This window comes from Prosthecobacter debontii, from assembly GCF_900167535.1.
Lineage (GTDB): Bacteria > Verrucomicrobiota > Verrucomicrobiia > Verrucomicrobiales > Verrucomicrobiaceae > Prosthecobacter > Prosthecobacter debontii.
The window spans coordinates 72,355-89,156 of sequence record NZ_FUYE01000020.1 but is presented as its reverse complement, the minus strand read 5'-3'; the positions used below and the strand labels follow the sequence as shown (position 1 = coordinate 89,156).

Here is a 16,802-nt window from a genome sequence, read left to right as displayed (position 1 = left end):
CTAAAGGATTTCCCCTTTGCATGGCGGGCTGACCTGACCTTAGATGGGAGGTTTCTTCGCTCTTTTTGGGCAAGAATCCCCCCTTTTTCCAGCCCCCCTTCATTCTATGAACAGAATCTTGCCCGCATCGGGTTCGAGAACTCTTGTCGCCTATTCTTTCCCATCTCGGATCGCCAGATGCCAGATGCTGGTCGCCATGATCCTCGTCATGATGATGGCGGTTCAATCGCTCTCGGCAGCCAACGGCACCTGGTCAGGGACGGTGACGGGAACGACGGCCTGGAATGACTTGAACAACTGGCAGGGTAGCGCGATCGCAGGCAACAACGCGGGGACACTCAATAGTGACTTGGCGACGTTTGGCACCACCACGGCAGTGACGCTGATCACCATCGATGCCAACCGCATCATCGGGTCCATGCTTTTCAATGGCTCAGATACCGCTGGAGTTTACACCATCGGCAGTGCCGGGGCCAATCTCGGCGAAGCTTTGAGACTGAGCAATGGAGGTAACATCACCGTCGGTTCGACCGCCAAGACCGTCACCACCATTGATGCGCCACTGATCCTCATGCCCGCCTCAACCACGACCGCCGGGGTTTATACCTTGACCAACAACTCTGCGGATGTGGACGGTGACCCGAACAACTATAAGCTGAATGTCACAGGCAACATCTCAGGGGGCGACACGAACTCCACCATCACGCTGAATCTGACCGGCTCAGCCGGAAGTCGAAGTGTGAATACCTCTGGCAATACGATCAGCGGCCTTATCTCCAATGGGGGAGCTCTGGGTGGACTCTCCATCTCTCTGACTGGTGCCGATGGGGGAGATCGTGGTGCATGGACGCTGACCAATGATAGCAATAGCTTCACGGGCAATGTCACGGTCAATAACGGAACGCTCTACTTCACCAGTATCGCCGATGCCGGTCAAAACAGCGCCATCGGAGCGGGCAACACACTCACCATGCAGAACGGTGCGCAGGTGAAGTATGCGGGGCCCGCAGCGAGCACCAACCGCACGATCACCGGCAGCGGCTCCCTCTACAGCCAAGGCACGGGAGCGCTGACTCTGACCGGCACCTTTCTCCCTGTGGGCACAATCACGTTCCGTGGCAGCCAGAATTTCATCATTGAGAGCGTCATCGGAGGCACGGGCAGTCTGAACCGCACGGATCCAGGCACCGTGTATTTGAACAATGTGAACAGCTTTAGCGGGAATGTCAGTGCTCAAGATGGAGCTTTCCGATTTGCCTCCATTGCAGATAAAGGCATCGCGTCGGGCATTGGCGCTGGAACGACCATCACCCTCGGGCAAAATAGCAACACAGTCGGGCGAATCGAGTTCACGGGGGCAAATGGGGGATCGAGCAACCGCGATATCCGCCTCCAGAATGGTAACGGTGCCAGCAGCGGCAATGGCCGAATCGACAACACGGTGGCGGGGCAAACGCTGACACTGAGCGGCACCGTGCGCAGCACCAGCACGGATGCGACCCATGTCTCCAGCCTCAATCTGACTGGTGTGGGTAACGGCATCATGAGCGGCATCATCGGCGGCACCAATGCCAATGCCAGTGCCACCATTGCGATGCAACTGACCAAGACAGGGACGGGAACCTGGGCACTGGCGGCCGCCAATAATTACTCCCGTGGCACCTTGATCAGTGCCGGGACTCTCTTGGCCACGAACACCACCGGTTCCGCCACGGGGACAGGGAATGTGATCACCAGCGGCACAGGCACCCTGGGTGGAACCGGGATCGTATCCGGCGGCAGTGGTGCGAGCATCACCATCGCCTCGGGCACGAAGCTCATGGTGGGAAATACCCACCTAACAGCCAGCGGTGATGTCGGCACCGCAGGTTATACCGGAGCCGCCTCCCAGCTACGGCTAGGCTCCGCGACGGATGTGGCCATCACCTTAGCCGGCACCCTACAGTTTGATTTGTTCGGTGCAGGCAGCTCGGACCGTCTGGTGCTGGCGACGACGGCTTCCACGATCACGCTGGGCGGGCAGATCTCGGTCGCCAATGTGAGCAACCAAGGACGCCCAGCATGGACGGCTGGGAGCTGGCAGATCCTTGATTGGACAGGGGCTGCATCCGCGACTCAAAGCGGTGTGTTTACCTTTGACTTTGCCAATGCGCCTTTGGCCAGTGGCTACAGTTGGGTGACGACGGATGTTTACAGCACCGGAAACATCTCCATCGTTAAAACCGCCAACAATCATACTTGGTTAGGCGGCGCCAGCTCTTCCTGGGCTGATGCGGCCAACTGGGAGGCCAGCACTGTGCCCACCTCCAGCACGGACGTGTTTTTTCTCAATTCCACGGCAAACCTCACCAGCGCCATCAATGGGGATAAGAGTGTCAAAAATTTGTTCTTCAGTGGTGAGCAAAATTACACCATCAATACGGGGTCTGGGGGGGTGCTTTATTCCCACGGTAACACTTTAGAAGTCTTGGGGGGGGTGCAAAATTTTGGCGTTCAACTTCGCCCATCGAGCCCGAACGTTGCGAATTATTACATTATCAACCAAGGCACTCTAAACCTGACTCAACCCGTCATGTGGCATCGCCAAGGAACAGGGACGGTTTATAACATGAATCTCGTGTTCGAGGGATCGGGAAATACCTCGGTGAACTACTTCACTCGACGGGCGAACACCTATGACCTGAACATTGTTAAAAATGGCACAGGGACGTTGACCGTGACCTTTGGCACATTGACAGAAGCACTCGAGAATGCAGCTGGCTCCATCACAGGCACGACGACCGTCAATGCCGGTAAATTGCGGTTGAACAATGAGTGGAACTTAGGCACCAATCCCGCCGCCTTCAACGGGGCTCATCTGACCCTCAATGGCGGCACGGTGAGCGCCTATGCCACTTTCACCATGGATGATGCCAATCGAGGCATCACGATTGGTGCTAATGGCGGGACGCTGGAGGTGGAAGGCACAAATACCTGGACGGTGGCCAATGCTGTGACTGGCAGTGGTAATTTGACCAAAACAGGCACGGGCACGCTTGCGTTCACCGGTGCAAATAACACCCATGCCGGGACATTCGAAATCAATGCAGGCACAGTCCAGATCAGCAGTGGAGCTTTCAGCGGCACCGGTGCGACGACCGTGACCTATGGAGCTCAGCTTGTCGGCACTGGCACAGTCCAGGCTAACTCTTTCAGTTTGGTCGAAGGGGCTGGCTTGCAAGCGGGGAACATCACCAGCGGGACTGCAACAGGCAATGGCACACTGACTTTCACCCCGGCTTCGGGCGTGGGGCATTACGATTTCCAGACCAATTCTGGCATTCTGCTCAGCATCACCAGCGCGACGAATCAGAGTGCGCTGGACTCGACCTTCGGCGGCAATATCCTCGGAAGTGCTGGTTATAATGCCTATGTGGATGCCATCAGTGGCGCCGGAAATCATGATCAGCTCGTTTTCAATGGTGGCACGGGTTCGACGCTTGATTTCAGCGGTCGTATTACAGTGGAGAGTGCCTCGTTCACTCCAGTTGCCGGGCAGGTGTTTAATCTGCTGGATTGGTCCAGCTTGATTGCGGCAGACTTTTCCAGCTTCAATGTCGGCACCTTGCGGAATGGAGCGGACGATGATGCCAGCCAGTTCAATTTGCCGAACATCAGCGGCAGCGGTCTCTACTGGGATGTCAGCCGGTTTACCACCAGCGGTGCCTTGGTCATCGTGGCGGTGCCGGAGCCGAGCCGGGCGTTACTCTTGGGGGGCAGCCTAGGGCTGCTCATGCTGCGCCGTCGCCGACGCTGCTAAGAAGGGTCAACGCAACGAGTCATCGGCGGGCCGTCCAGCTCATGCGGTGGCGGTTTTGAGGCGGCGTTGACGAGCTGCTTCGAAGAGCATCACGGCTCCTGCCGCAGCGACATTCAGAGACTCCACTCCGGCCTGCATCGGGATGCGCAGACGCACATCGCTCTGCTGCATCAACTCAGGCGCGACGCCGCGGCCTTCATTGCCTAACAAAAGAAGCGTGGACTGGGTCCAGTCATAACGATCGTAGTCCATCTCGCCGTCTCCTGCGGCAACGACGACTTTGACGCCAGCCTTCTGAAAGGAGGTCAAGGTCTCCGCTGAGGCGTTGGCCTGAATCGGAAGGCGGAAGGCGGAACCCATGGCGCTCCGCAGCACTTTCGGGGCATAGGCATCCGCGCATCCCTTCAGGGCCACGATGCCGGTCACTCCAGCCGCCTCCGCCGTCCGCAGGAGAGTGCCCACATTCCCCGGGTCTTGAAGTCGATCGAGCCCGAGCCAAAGCGAAGACTCCAGGCTGTGGTCGGGAGTCAAATTCGCCACAGGCCGCTGTGCCAGTAGGATGATGCCCTGCGGCTGCACGGTGTCTCCCAGCGCCCGCATGATGTCTGGGGTGACCTCAAAGACCGGAATCTGCTGCTGATCGAGAGTCTGGCTCAAAGCAGGGGAGAGCTCGCTGCCGGACAATGAAAACGCCATTTCGATGGTGAGCGCGGAGCGAAACGCCTCCTCTGCGAGACGAAGCCCCTCGATGAAGATGAGGCCTGGCTCTTTCCCTTCGCGCACGCGTTTGGCATGTTTGATTTTCTCATTGCTGGCACTGGTGATCTGCATGAGGTGGGCATAGCGCATCTCCCGAGGGCGGTCCACGCAGAAACGTGCTGTGTAGGAAAGTGCGACAAATGGCGAGATCGGGCAGAGCCTTATTGTGCATCTGCGGCTGACGTGGCATGGTAAGAGTGTCCTATTGGCAAGGTTCCAATGAGTTCAACGTCTCCCGATTCCCCGCCCGGGGTTTATTCTGCTTTTTATGATCGATCCCATGCTGAGGGGGTGGGGGCCTCTGTGAGTGACGGAGAACTGGTGGAGAGAGAAAAACGGTTACGCATCATCTTCGACCATGCCTTGCAGTTCATGGGGTTGCTCACGCCTGAGGGGATTCTTCTGGAGACCAATCAATCCTCTCTAGAGGCTGGGGCAGTTCAAGCTCACGAGGTGATCGGTAAACCCTTCTGGGAGTGTCCCTGGTGGAAGCACTCTGAGAAGCAGCGGGAACGCCTGCGCAAGAGCATCCAACGGGCCGCTCAAGGGCAGCCTGTGCGGCATGAAATGGAGTATGTTGCTGCGGACGGAAGTCCTCGAGTCGTGGATTTTTCACTCAGGCCGGTGTGCGATGACACCGGGAAGGTGATTTTCATCGTTCCGGAGGGGCGAGACATCACAGACGTTCAACAGGCTGCACAACAACTGGAAAACATGTCCCGCCGTCTGCATCTGGCGACCCAGGCCGCCAAAATCGGCATCTGGGATTGGAACCTCACGGACAGCTCATTAAATTGGGACGAACAGATGCGCCGGATTTATGGCATTAAGGAGAGCGATACGGAGCTGACCTTTGAAGTCTGGCGAAAGATGGTTCATCCCGACGATCAAAAAATGGTCGCCTCTGCTCTTCAGGAGGCCCTGGCGGGCAAAGCCACTTTTGACACCGTTTTCCGCATCCTCTGGCAGGACGGCTCGACGCACTACATTCAGGCCAAGGGTCTGGTGCAGTGGGACTCTGAAGGTAACCCCGTGCGTATGCTGGGAACGAATGCGGATATCACACAGCAGGTGATGGTGGAGGCGGGGCTGCATGAAAGTGAAGAGCGCTTCCGTCATGCCTTTGAATACTCTGCCGTCGGGTTGGCTCTCTTGGAGCCTGACGGAACCTGGATGGCGGTCAATAAAGCCGTCTGTGATATCGTTGGTTATTCGGAAAAAGAACTGCTCAAGCTCACCTTCCAAGACATCACTCATCCCGAAGACCTGAGTAAGGATCTGGACAATGTCCAGCGTTTGATTCGGGGAGACGTCACCCATTACCAAATGGAGAAACGCTACATCCATCGCGAGGGGCGGGTGGTGTGGATTCTTCTTACCGCCTCGCTGGTCCGAGAGCGGGATGGATCACCGGCTTATTTCATCTCCCAGATCGAAGACATCACTCAGCGTCATGAGGCTGAGCAGGTGCTGAAGCATCAGCAGGAGCAGCTTCGCTTGCTCATCGAACATACACCGGCGGCCGTGGCCATGTTTGATATGGAGATGTGCTACGTTGCGGCCAGCCGCCGCTGGGTGGAAGACTATCATTTGGATTCCTCCAGCTTGGTGGGACGGTGCCATTACGATATTTTTCCGGAGATCGGTGGCGAGTGGCGCACGATCCATAGTCGTTGCCTAGCCGGAGAGGTGGAGAGCCGTGAGGAGGATATGTTTGTCCGTCATGATGGCCGGCAGGAATGGCTGCGCTGGGAGGTGCGGCCTTGGTTCCAGGTGAGTGGGGAGATCGGTGGCGTGGTGATGTTTACGGAGGTCATCACCGAGCGGAAGTATGCTGCTGAAAAAATCCGCGCGTCGCTCGAAGAAAAAGAAGTGCTGCTGCGGGAGATTCACCATCGGGTGAAAAACAACATGCAGATCATCTCCAGTCTCTTGCAGTTGCAGACCGCTTCTTTGCACGACTCGGCAGATGTTGAGATTTTCAAAGACTGCCAGACGCGCATTCACGCCATGGCGATGGTGCATGACCGGCTGTATCGATCTGGCAATCTTTCCACCATTAACTTCGGCGCGCATGTGAAGGAACTCGCAGGCTTGCTGATCCGAGGGCAGGCGGATGGGGGCAAAAACATCCGTCTGGAGACCCGGTGTGAAGATGTGGAGCTGGATTTGGATAAAGCGGTGCCGTTAGGGCTGATCGCGACCGAACTCATCACCAACGCTTTCAAGCACGCGTTTAAAGACCGGACATCCGGCACAATTTGTGTGTCTCTGGAGCCTGCGGAAGACTCTCGCATGCGGCTGAGAGTGGCGGATGATGGCCCTGGCTTAGCCCCGGATCCGGATTCTTCACGACCCCGCACCCTCGGACTAAGGTTGGTGCGCTCCCTGAGCCATCAATTGCGGGCGAAGATTTTATTCTTGTCGGACAGCCCCGGATGTTGTGTTGAGATTACTTTTGATATTTAAAGCCTGCCTTATCATCTGCCTATGATGTCTGTCTCCCGCGATGCTGCGCCCTCCGCCTCTGAACCTTTGCGGGTGTTTGTGGTGGAGGATGAGAGTCTCGTGGCCATGGATCTGGAAGAGCGGCTCACGAAAATGGGCTATGTCGTCTGTGGGATCTCGGATAGTGGCGAGGAAGCTCTGACAGCCATCACGGGCCAAGCGGTGGACCTCGTGCTGATGGACATCCATCTGCGGGACGGGGTGGATGGTGTGGATGTGGCCAGTGCCCTGCGCCGAGTCTCCGATGTGCCGGTGGTCTTTGTTACCGCTCACGCGGATGAGACGACTCTGCGTCGTGCGGGGCAGGCCGAACCTTTTGGTTATGTCTTGAAGCCCTTTGATGAGAGGGAGCTGCGAGCAACGATTGAGATGGCGCTCTACCGGCACCGGGCAGAGACGCGCTTGCACAAGGTGGAACGTTGGCTGTCAACCACGCTGAGCAGCATCGGAGACGGCATCATTGCGACCGATGACCAGCGCTGTGTCACTTTGATCAATCCTCTCGCGGAGATGGTGACCGGCTGGACCAAGTCAGAAGCCGTGGGGCGTCTATTGGAGGAGATTTATCCGGTTTACGGTGAGGCGGAGGTGAATGAAACCTTTGCCGCTTACTCCGAAGCAATGCGCACGGGGGTGACCATTCACCTGGGCGAGGGGAAGTATCTCCGCTCCCGTGAAGGTCGGCGCATCCCGGTGGACGACAGCATCTCGCCCATACGCGACGATGCAAACCAGATCACCGGTTGTGTGATCGTCTTCCGGGATTGCACGCAGAGCCGCCAGATCATGGAAGAGCGGCGACGTTTGGAAACCAAGATGCAGGAGACCCAACGCCTGGAGAGCCTTGGCGTCTTGGCAGCGGGCATCGCTCATGATTTTAACAATCTGCTGACGGTGGTGACCATGAACACATCCCTGGCTAAGACCTATGTGACCAAGGACTCCCCCGTGATGAAAAGCCTGATGGACATTCAGGGCTCGGCAGAGCGGGCTGCGGAACTCTGTAGCCAGATGCTGGCCTATGCAGGGAAGAGCAGAGTGGTTAAGGAGCCCTTGTGCATCAATTTACTCACTCGGGATACCATTCAGCTCCTGACCACGGCCATCAGTAAGAAAGCCCTGCTCTCACTCGATCTCGGTGAGACGGTGCCCAAGGTCCAGGGCGACCGCAGCCAGCTTCAGCAAGTGATCATGAACCTCGTGATCAATGCCTCTGAATCCCTGCAAGATCTGCCCGGCAAGATCAAGCTGAAGACCCGCTACCTACATGTGCCGCAGGCCCAACTCGATCTCTGCCGGAGTGGTAACACCTTGCCCGAAGGAGATTACCTGATGATCGAGGTCAAGGATACCGGTGAAGGCATGCCCCAGGATGTGCAGGCCCGGATTTTTGATCCCTTTTACACCACTAAGTTTACCGGTCGTGGGCTCGGCTTAGCCGCCGTGCTGGGCATCATCCGTAGCCATGGTGGAGACCTCGCGGTGGAGAGTATCGCCGGTGCGGGCAGCACATTCCGCATCTATCTCCCGGCTTTGGTGGAACCCGAGATGCCGACTCCACCGTCCTATCATGAATCCTCCGGTTGGTTGGCGACAGGGCATGCCTTGATTGTCGATGACGAAGCCGCCATCCGTGCTGCGGCCCACGCGGTGCTCTGTCACCTCGGGTTCCAGGTCGAGCTGGCAGAGGACGGCATGCGCGGCCTGGAGAAAATCCTGCGCCAGGCGGTGAACTACCGTGTGGTCTTGCTGGATCTGACCATGCCGAATTTGGATGGTCGTGAAGTCTATAAGCTAGTGCGCGAGCGCATGCCGCGCCTGCCTATCATCATGATGAGCGGCTACTCCTCCCACCAGGCTCTGGACTTGCTGGAGGAGGGGGTGCCTACAGCCTTTATCCAGAAACCTTTTACGGTCGAAGCGATCCGGGAGAAGTTGGCCGCACTTTTGGGCTGAAAAGACATCCTAATGTGACCAAGTCTAACCCAGGATTATAAAAAGCGAGGCGGACGGCGTAGATTACGCTGCTCCCCCGCTTCCGATGCATTCACTCGCTGTATCCCTCAGTTTCTTGGTCTTGGCCCCGCTCGCTGCCTCTGGCGCGTCTGGGACCATCACCTTTGAGAAACACATCCGCCCGATTCTCAAGGCCCAGTGCTTCCATTGTCATGGTGAGGAAGGAGAGGTGAAAGGCGGGCTGGATGTGCGCCTCACGCGCTTTCTCCTCAAAGGTGGTGATGAAGGTCCGGCGATTGTGCCTGGGAAGGCTGCAGAGAGTCATCTGCTGAAGATGGTGCAGTCAGGCGAGATGCCGAAAGGCAAATCGAAGCTGAAAGCCACGGAGATCGCTCTCATTGAGCAATGGATCGCGCAAGGGGCTAAAACCATCCGCCCGGAGCCCGAGACGCTTGGGCCTGAGCATGCCTTTACCGATGAAGAACGCGCCTGGTGGTCCATCCAGCCCATCCAACGTCCGAAGGTGCCTGCCGTGAAAGTGGCGATCACCAATCCGATCGACGCTTTCATTGCCGATAAACAAGCGGCTAACCAATTGTCATTCTCTCCTGAAGCTGACCCTGTCACCTTGATTCGCCGCCTCAGCTTTGATCTGACGGGGTTGCCTCCAACTCCTGAGGAAGCTCAGGCTTTTGTCGCGGCTTATGTGAAGGCTCCTCAGCAAGCCTACGATGAAGCGATCACGCGTTTGTTAGCCAGCCCCGCCTATGGCGAGCGCTGGGGGCGTCATTGGCTGGATATCGCTGGCTATGCGGATAGCGACGGCTACACGGACAAGGACCTGGAGCGTAAGTGGGCTTACAAGTATCGCGACTACGTCATCAACTCGCTCAACAAGGACAAACCCTTCGATCAATTCGTGCGTGAGCAAATCGCTGGGGATGAGATGGTGCCCCAACCGCATAAGAATCTCAGTGCGGAGGCCATCGAGAAGATCACCGCCACCGGCTTCTTGCGCATGGCTGCAGACGGCACGGGTGCGATGAATGATAAGGTGGCTCAAAACTCCACCATTGCGGATACCATCAAGATCGTCAGCACGGCCTTCTATGGCATGACGATTGGCTGTGCCCAATGCCATGATCATCGTTATGACCCGATCAGCCAAGCGGACTACTACCGTCTGCGGGCAGTGTTCGAGCCGGGCTTCAATACGACGAAGTGGAGAGTGCCCAACGGACGCCTTGTCTCGCTATTAACCGATGAAGAGCGGGCTGCGGGAGATAAGATCGAAGTGGAGGCTAAAAAACTGGATGCAGCGCGTGCCGCGAAGACGGAGGAGTTTATCACGGAAGTGTTGGAAAAAGAGGTGGCCAAGGCCGAGGAAAAAGACCGTGAATCCCTGCGCACGGCTTATCGCACGGAGGTTAAGAAGCGCACCCCTGAGCATTTGGCCTTGCTGAAGAAGTATCCACGAGTGGCTAAGTTGAGCTCTGGTTCGCTTTACCTTTACGATACGACTTATAAGACCAAGCATGCAGACACCTTGAAGAAGATGGCCGAGGAAGCTGCTGCAGTCCGTGCGACGAAGCCGAAGGAGGAGTTTCTCCAGGCCTTTGACGAGCTGCCCCTCAAGCCAGAATTGGTGCCCGCTACCTTTGTGTTCCATCGCGGAGATATCGAGCAGCCTAAGGATAAGGTGAAGCCTGGTGACCTCACCGTCTTGGCAGGGCAGCGCGAAATTGAGGTGCCAGAAAAAGCGTCTAACTTACCGACGACAGGACGTCGCCTTGCGTTTGCCAATTCACTGACAGACGGGAAACACCCGCTTTTGGCACGGGTGATCGTCAATCAAGTTTGGAAGCGTCACTTTGGTAAAGGGATCGTCAATACACCGGATGACTTCGGCCAATTGGGCGAGCGTCCGAGCCACCCCGAACTGCTCGATTGGCTGGCCAGTGAGTTCATGCGTCAGGGTTGGAGCCTGAAGAAGCTGCATCATTTGATTCTATCCAGCACCACCTATCGCCAGTCCTCATTACGGGATGCGGAGCGGGAGCGGATTGACCCGGATAATCGACTGCTCAGCCGCATGAATGTTCTGCGTTTAGAAGCTGAGACCCTGAGGGATTCTTTCTTGGCTGTTTCTGGCAAGTTGAATCCTAAGTTAGGTGGGCAGCCTGTTCCTGTGACCTTCAACGAAGAAGGACAAATCGTCATTGGCATCGACACTCGTGATGCCGCAGGCCGCCAGACTGGAAAGTTTGTCACTTTGGAGGGTGAGGAATATCGGCGCAGCATCTATGTGCAGGCTCGCCGCAGCACACCGCTGGAGATGTTTGCCACCTTCGATGCACCGGCCATGACGGATCCCAACTGCGCGAGCCGTCCGGTGACGACGGTCAGCCCTCAGAGTCTGCTGCTCATGAACAATGGATACATGCGTGAGCATGCACAGGATCTGGCTCTGCGTGTGCAGCGTGAAGCGGGGCCAGACTTGGAGAAGCAAGTCCAGCGTGCTTGGGAGCTCAGCTTTAGCCGCAGTCCGAGCATGTCGGATCAGCTTGAGGCGATGGCCTTGGTCAAGGCTCAGACGGAGCATTACAAAAGCCATCCCGCCAAGTTGGAGCACGTGGCTGCGGCTCCGGAGAAGAAGGATGCAGATCCTGCTTTGTTAGGCCTTGCAGCTCTGTGTCATGCCTTGCTCAGTTCCAATGCCTTCCTGTATGTGGATTGATCCGTATGGCGCTCTTGCCTGAACTTTTTGCCCTGTTTCATTATGTGTGTCACGCTTCCTGCGTCTTCCCTTAGCCGTCGTGAATGGCTGCACCGCAGTGCTTATGGCATTGGCGGCATTGCTCTGGCATCGCTCCTGCAACGCGAAGGACTCCTGGCCAACCCTGCTTTGGCGGGAGGACAGCCGCAGCATTTCGATCTCACTCCCAAACCTGCTCATGGCTTTGGTCAGGCCAAAGCCATGATCTCCATGTTCATGCAGGGCGGGCCGAGTCACATTGACATGTTCGAGCCGAAACCCGAGCTGATGAAGCTGGATGGCAAAGACTTTCCGGGTGAGGTGAAGTATGACGATGCGGCAGGTGCCAGCCGTGAGGTGATGGGACCTCAGTGGAAATTCCGCCCGCGGGGTGAGAGTGGCATCGAGATGAGTGACCTAGTGCCCCACATGGGGAGTATCGCGGATGAAATGACGCTGATCCGTTCGATGCATACCGGAGTGAACAATCACGGTCAGTCCATCTATGCCTTGATGAATGGCCAGATCGTCGGCGGCAGACCCACCCTGGGGAGCTGGATCACGTACGGCCTGGGCAGTGATAACCAAGATCTACCTGCCTACGTGGCTTTGACAGATCCGCGCGGCCTGCCGGTGCTGGGCGTGGACAACTTCAGCAACGGCTGGTTACCCTCGGTTTACCAGGGCACCGTCGTGCGCTCCAAGGAGCCACGCATTCTCAATCTCGATCCCCCAATGTCCCTAAAGGGCGAGGCGCAAACGCGCTATCTCAATTTTGTACAGCGTCTGAATCGAGAGCATGCAGACGCCCGGCCGGGAGAGACCGACTTGGAGGCACGCATTCAGAGTTTCGAACTGGCAGCTCGCATGCAAACGGCTGCGAAAGAAGCTCTCGATATCAGTGGTGAGAGTGAAGCGACGAAGAAGCTCTACGGTATCGATAAACCGGCTACCGAAGAGTTTGGTAAGCGGTGCCTGATTGCTCGGCGCTTGGTGGAGCGAGGCGTGCGTTTTGTTTCCATCTTCACGGGTAACCAGACTTGGGATCATCACAGCAGCATCCTCACCAGTTTGCCCAAAGCCTGTGAGCAGGTGGATCAGCCTGCGGCCGCTTTGGTTCTGGATCTGAAACAGCGGGGCCTCCTGGATTCCACCATCGTCCACTGGGGCGGTGAAATGGGGCGCTTGCCAGTGATTCAAAACCGAGCAGGTGCCAGCGGTCGTGCCACCGTGGGCCGGGATCACAATACCTACGGCTTCAGCATGTGGGTGGCAGGCGGTGGGTTTAAGGCCGGTCATGTCCACGGGGCCACGGATGAATTTGGTCACCATGCCGTGGAAAAGGTGGTGAACCACTATGACTATCACGCCACCTTGCTGCACCTCTTTGGTCTCGATGCCAAGAAGCTCAGCTACAAGCGAAATGGCACCGAACAAGTGCTCGTCGAAAACCCCGCTGCACGTGTGGTGTCGGAGTTGCTGGCATGAAGATCGCTCACTTGTTGATCGCACTCGTAGGACTCTTGGTTTCAGCTCAAGCGGCTGACTCTAAGGCTGCCTTACGTCTTTTGCGTGACGAGTGTCTGGGCTGCCATAAACCGGGGAAGGCCAAGGGAGGACTCCTGCTGACGACGCATGAAAAGATGATGCAGGGCGGCGATAGCGGCATGGCGATTGTGCCCGGGAAGGCGGAGCAAAGTCTCTTGTATCAATTGCTTCTGCCAGACGCAGATCCCCAGATGCCGCCGAAAAAAGCCCTGTCTTCAGAGGCAGTCGCCGTGGTTAAGGCCTGGATCGATGCAGGTGCCGTCTGGGACTCGACCGTTTTTGATGAGGCTCCGAAGCCTAGGCCCGTCAAGTTAAGTGGATTGCCAGAAACCTATCGTCCTGTTTTGTCGTTGGCCCTGTCCCCTGACAATCAGTCTCTGGCCGTGGCAAGGGGGCCCACCGTGTTTGTGTTCGATCTATCCCGACCCGAAAGACCTGTGAAGAGCAAGCTTGAGGGCCACGTGGAGGCGATTCAGTCGCTGGCTTGGACATCGGACGGCCGTTATCTTGTTTCCGGTGGTTTCCAAAAACTCATCCTCTGGGATGTGCAGCTTCAGGCGCCGGCCAAGACTTTGGAAGGCACCTTGATGGGTAACATCACGGCAGTGGCTGCGACTCAGGCCCACTTGTTCGCCGCTGATGGAGAAGCCGGAGGAGCTGGATTTATCCGGAAGTTCGATCTTCAGTCAGGGAAACTGATGGCCACTTGGAAGGCTCATGAAGACAATGTGTTAGCCCTGCGCTTGTCATCCCGTGGGGACCGTTTGCTCAGTGGCGGTGCGGATAAATTGGCCCGGCTTTGGGATGCTGAAAGTCACGCATTGATGGCTTCTTACGAAGGTCATACGAATCATGTGCTCTCGGTCGCCTTTAACAAAGAAGCGACTCAGATTGCGACCGCAGGGGCGGATCGTGAGGTTAAGGTGTGGGATGTCTCAAGTCGCGAGCAAGATGTCACCTTGGGGGATAAGAAGATGGTGTTTACAGGGGCCGCCTGGACGCCTGACGGCAAGTCCTTGGTGATCGTGACCGATAAAGGCAGTGGCAGCGTCCATTCGGAATTAAAGAAGCACGATGGAGCTCAGCGCAGCGAGACGGGCAAGACCCTCAAACTGACCTCCGTGAATGAATCTCTCACTTCCGTGGTGATCACGGATGACTCGAAGTGGATCTATGCCGGGAGTTTTGAAGGCAATGTCCATATCTGGGATGGGGGTGGCAAACCTGCCGGTGTCTTGATGTGGCCTAACGAACAACGATAAGAATCCGAACGATGATGCGTATGTGGCTTATGATTCGGCTTTCTCTGCTCAACCCTATGCTGGTGGCTCTCGCAGCCAGCCAAGGCTGGGCCCAGGAGAAGCCTGTCAGCTTCGTTCATGATGTCATGCCACATCTCATGAAGGCGGGCTGTGCGGCGGGGAATTGCCACGCTAAACCTGAAGGGCAGAACAACTTTAAGCTGTCCGTATTCGGATACGATCCCAAGCATGACTATCATGAGATTGTGCGTGATGATCGTGGTCGCCGAGTCTTTCCTGCGGCACCTGAGGAAAGCCTGCTGTTAAAAAAAGCGACGGGAGAGGTGCCTCATGAAGGTGGAGCCCGGATCAAACGAGACAGTCTGGCGTATCGCTACACCGTGGCATGGATTCGAGCTGGAATGCCCATGGAGATTCCCGGCGAACCCCAGCTAGCCCAAGTGCAGGTGGAGCCACGTGAGAAAAACTATCGGAAAGCGGAGACGCAGCAGCTCAAGGTGATGGCTAAGTTTTCAGACGGCACTCAGCGGGATGTCACGGCTCTGAGTGATTATCTATCCCAAGACAAGGAAGTCGCTGATGTGGATGAGCTTGGGCGAGTCGAGGTTGGAAGCGTCAGCGGTGAGGGTGTGATTGTGGTGCGCTACATGGGCTTCGTAGATGTGGCGCGTGTGACTGTGCCTACCGAGAAGGCTCTGCCAACGGAGTTGTATGCGAAGTTACCCGTGAACAACGAGATTGATCGATTGGTTTATGCCCGACACCAAAAGCTGGGGATCTTACCGTCAGACACTTGCACGGATGAAGAGTTCTTGCGGCGCGTCTCCATGGATTTGGTTGGGCGCTTGCCAACGGGAGATCAGGCACGGCGTTTTATTGCTGATCTACGGACAGACAAACGTCAGCGTCTGGTGGATGAACTTTTGCGTGACCCTAACTACGCTGACCACTGGGCTGTCAAATGGGGGGATCTGATCCGGCCTAACCCATCTCGCGTCGGTGTGAAGCCGGTCTATCTGTTGGATGCGTGGCTTCGTGACAGTTTCCGTCAGAACAAGCCTTACGATCAGATGGTTCGTGAGCTTTTGACGGCTGAAGGAAGTTCCCACGAGTATGGACCTGTAGCGGTGCTACGTGATAAGCGAGAGCCGATCGATGCCAGTTCGTTCGTCAGTCAGATCTTTCTGGGAGTGAGGTTGGATTGCGCCAAGTGTCACCACCATCCGAGCGAGAAGTGGACCCAGGAGGATTATTATCAACTCGCGGCCTTCTTTGGTCAGATGAAACGTAAGGGGCAGGCGATCTCCGCGCCAATCTCGGGGGAGCCTGAATATTGGTGGTATGGCGGCAAAGGCGAGGTGACTCACCCGGTGACCGATGCTGTGATGGTGCCCAAACCGCCGGACGGTCCGGAAATGCCGTATGTGAAAGGGCAAGACCCACGGGTGGCATTAACCGACTGGATGGCCAGCAGTGACAATCCGTTCTTTGCCAAAGCCATCGTCAATCGCATTTGGTCCGACTTCCTTGGCCGAGGTATCGTCGATCCCGTGGATGATTTTCGGGTGTCTAACCCACCCACCAACGAAGACTTGCTGGAGTGGCTGGCGCATGATTTCAGTTCGCACGGTTATGATTTGAAACACCTGATGCGCACGATTGTGAACTCAAGAACCTATCAACTGAGTTCCCAGCCCAATGACAGTAATCTGGCGGATAACAAAAACTTCTCGCACAGTCTCAAGCGACGCCTCAGTGCCGAGGTGCTTCTAGATGCAGTCAGCGATTTGACGGGTATTCGGGATGCTTTCAGTGGTCTGCCGCCGAACTCGCGGGCCGTGCAGACATGGAATCACGAGCTTGATAGCGATTTCTTGGATGCTTTTGGAAGACCGAATGCGAGTCAGGAATGCCCTTGTGAGAGAGATCGCAAATCCAGTGTGGTGCAGGCTTTGCATCTGATGAATTCCAACAGTCTTCAGACCAAGCTGAGCAGCCCTTCTGGGAAGCTGAAGGCTCTGGCCAAGGGAAACTTGCCTGAGCCCAAAGTGGTGACGGAGATCTACTTGGCGGCCTACAACCGGTTACCGACCGATCAGGAACTTAAAACAGCTCTTCAATTCTTTTCCCAACCAGGTAGCACGCGTGAGATCGCTATCGAGGATCTGGCGTGGGCGTTGATCAACTCGGCGGAATTTGTTTTCAATCACTAACC

General features: G+C 56.5%; 8 protein-coding genes. 7 read left to right on the top strand and 1 reads right to left on the bottom strand.

Going from position 1 to position 16,802, the window contains the following annotated elements:
* Positions 1-106: 106 nt before the first annotated feature.
* Positions 107-3,799 (top strand): beta strand repeat-containing protein, encoded by a 3,693-nt coding sequence (locus B5D61_RS22070; RefSeq protein WP_176159614.1) that lies wholly within the window; start codon positions 107-109, stop codon positions 3,797-3,799.
* A gap of 39 nt (positions 3,800-3,838) precedes the next feature.
* Here the strand turns inward: B5D61_RS22070 and B5D61_RS22065 are convergent, their stop codons facing one another.
* Positions 3,839-4,666: a TrmH family RNA methyltransferase gene (locus tag B5D61_RS22065; protein ID WP_139373425.1), complete on the bottom strand. Its 828-nt coding sequence runs from the start codon at positions 4,664-4,666 to the stop codon at positions 3,839-3,841.
* A 195-nt stretch (positions 4,667-4,861) separates the two neighbouring features.
* Here B5D61_RS22065 and B5D61_RS22060 point away from each other — a divergent pair, with 195 nt between their 5' ends.
* The 6 genes from B5D61_RS22060 to B5D61_RS22035 all read left to right on the top strand — a co-directional run bounded on the left by B5D61_RS22060 (position 4,862) and on the right by B5D61_RS22035 (position 16,800).
* A complete protein-coding gene (locus B5D61_RS22060; RefSeq protein WP_176159613.1) occupies positions 4,862-7,027 on the top strand; it encodes a PAS domain S-box protein in 2,166 nt (721 codons plus the stop codon).
* A 21-nt stretch (positions 7,028-7,048) separates the two neighbouring features.
* A complete protein-coding gene (locus tag B5D61_RS22055; protein ID WP_078815609.1) occupies positions 7,049-9,022 on the top strand; it encodes an ATP-binding response regulator in 1,974 nt (657 codons plus the stop codon).
* 85 nt (positions 9,023-9,107) lie between these two features.
* Positions 9,108-11,759 (top strand): PSD1 and planctomycete cytochrome C domain-containing protein, encoded by a 2,652-nt coding sequence (locus tag B5D61_RS22050; protein ID WP_078815608.1) that lies wholly within the window; start codon positions 9,108-9,110, stop codon positions 11,757-11,759.
* A 42-nt stretch (positions 11,760-11,801) separates the two neighbouring features.
* Positions 11,802-13,265, top strand: coding sequence for a DUF1501 domain-containing protein (locus tag B5D61_RS22045; protein WP_078815607.1), 1,464 nt, complete (start codon positions 11,802-11,804; stop codon positions 13,263-13,265).
* Positions 13,262-14,587 carry a c-type cytochrome domain-containing protein gene (locus tag B5D61_RS22040; RefSeq protein WP_078815606.1) on the top strand — a complete coding sequence of 442 codons (1,326 nt, stop codon included), beginning with the start codon at positions 13,262-13,264 and terminating at the stop codon, positions 14,585-14,587. The genes B5D61_RS22045 and B5D61_RS22040 overlap by 4 nt, the downstream gene beginning before the upstream one ends.
* A 29-nt stretch (positions 14,588-14,616) precedes the next feature.
* A complete protein-coding gene (locus B5D61_RS22035; protein WP_176159612.1) occupies positions 14,617-16,800 on the top strand; it encodes a DUF1549 and DUF1553 domain-containing protein in 2,184 nt (727 codons plus the stop codon).
* Positions 16,801-16,802 lie beyond the last annotated feature (2 nt).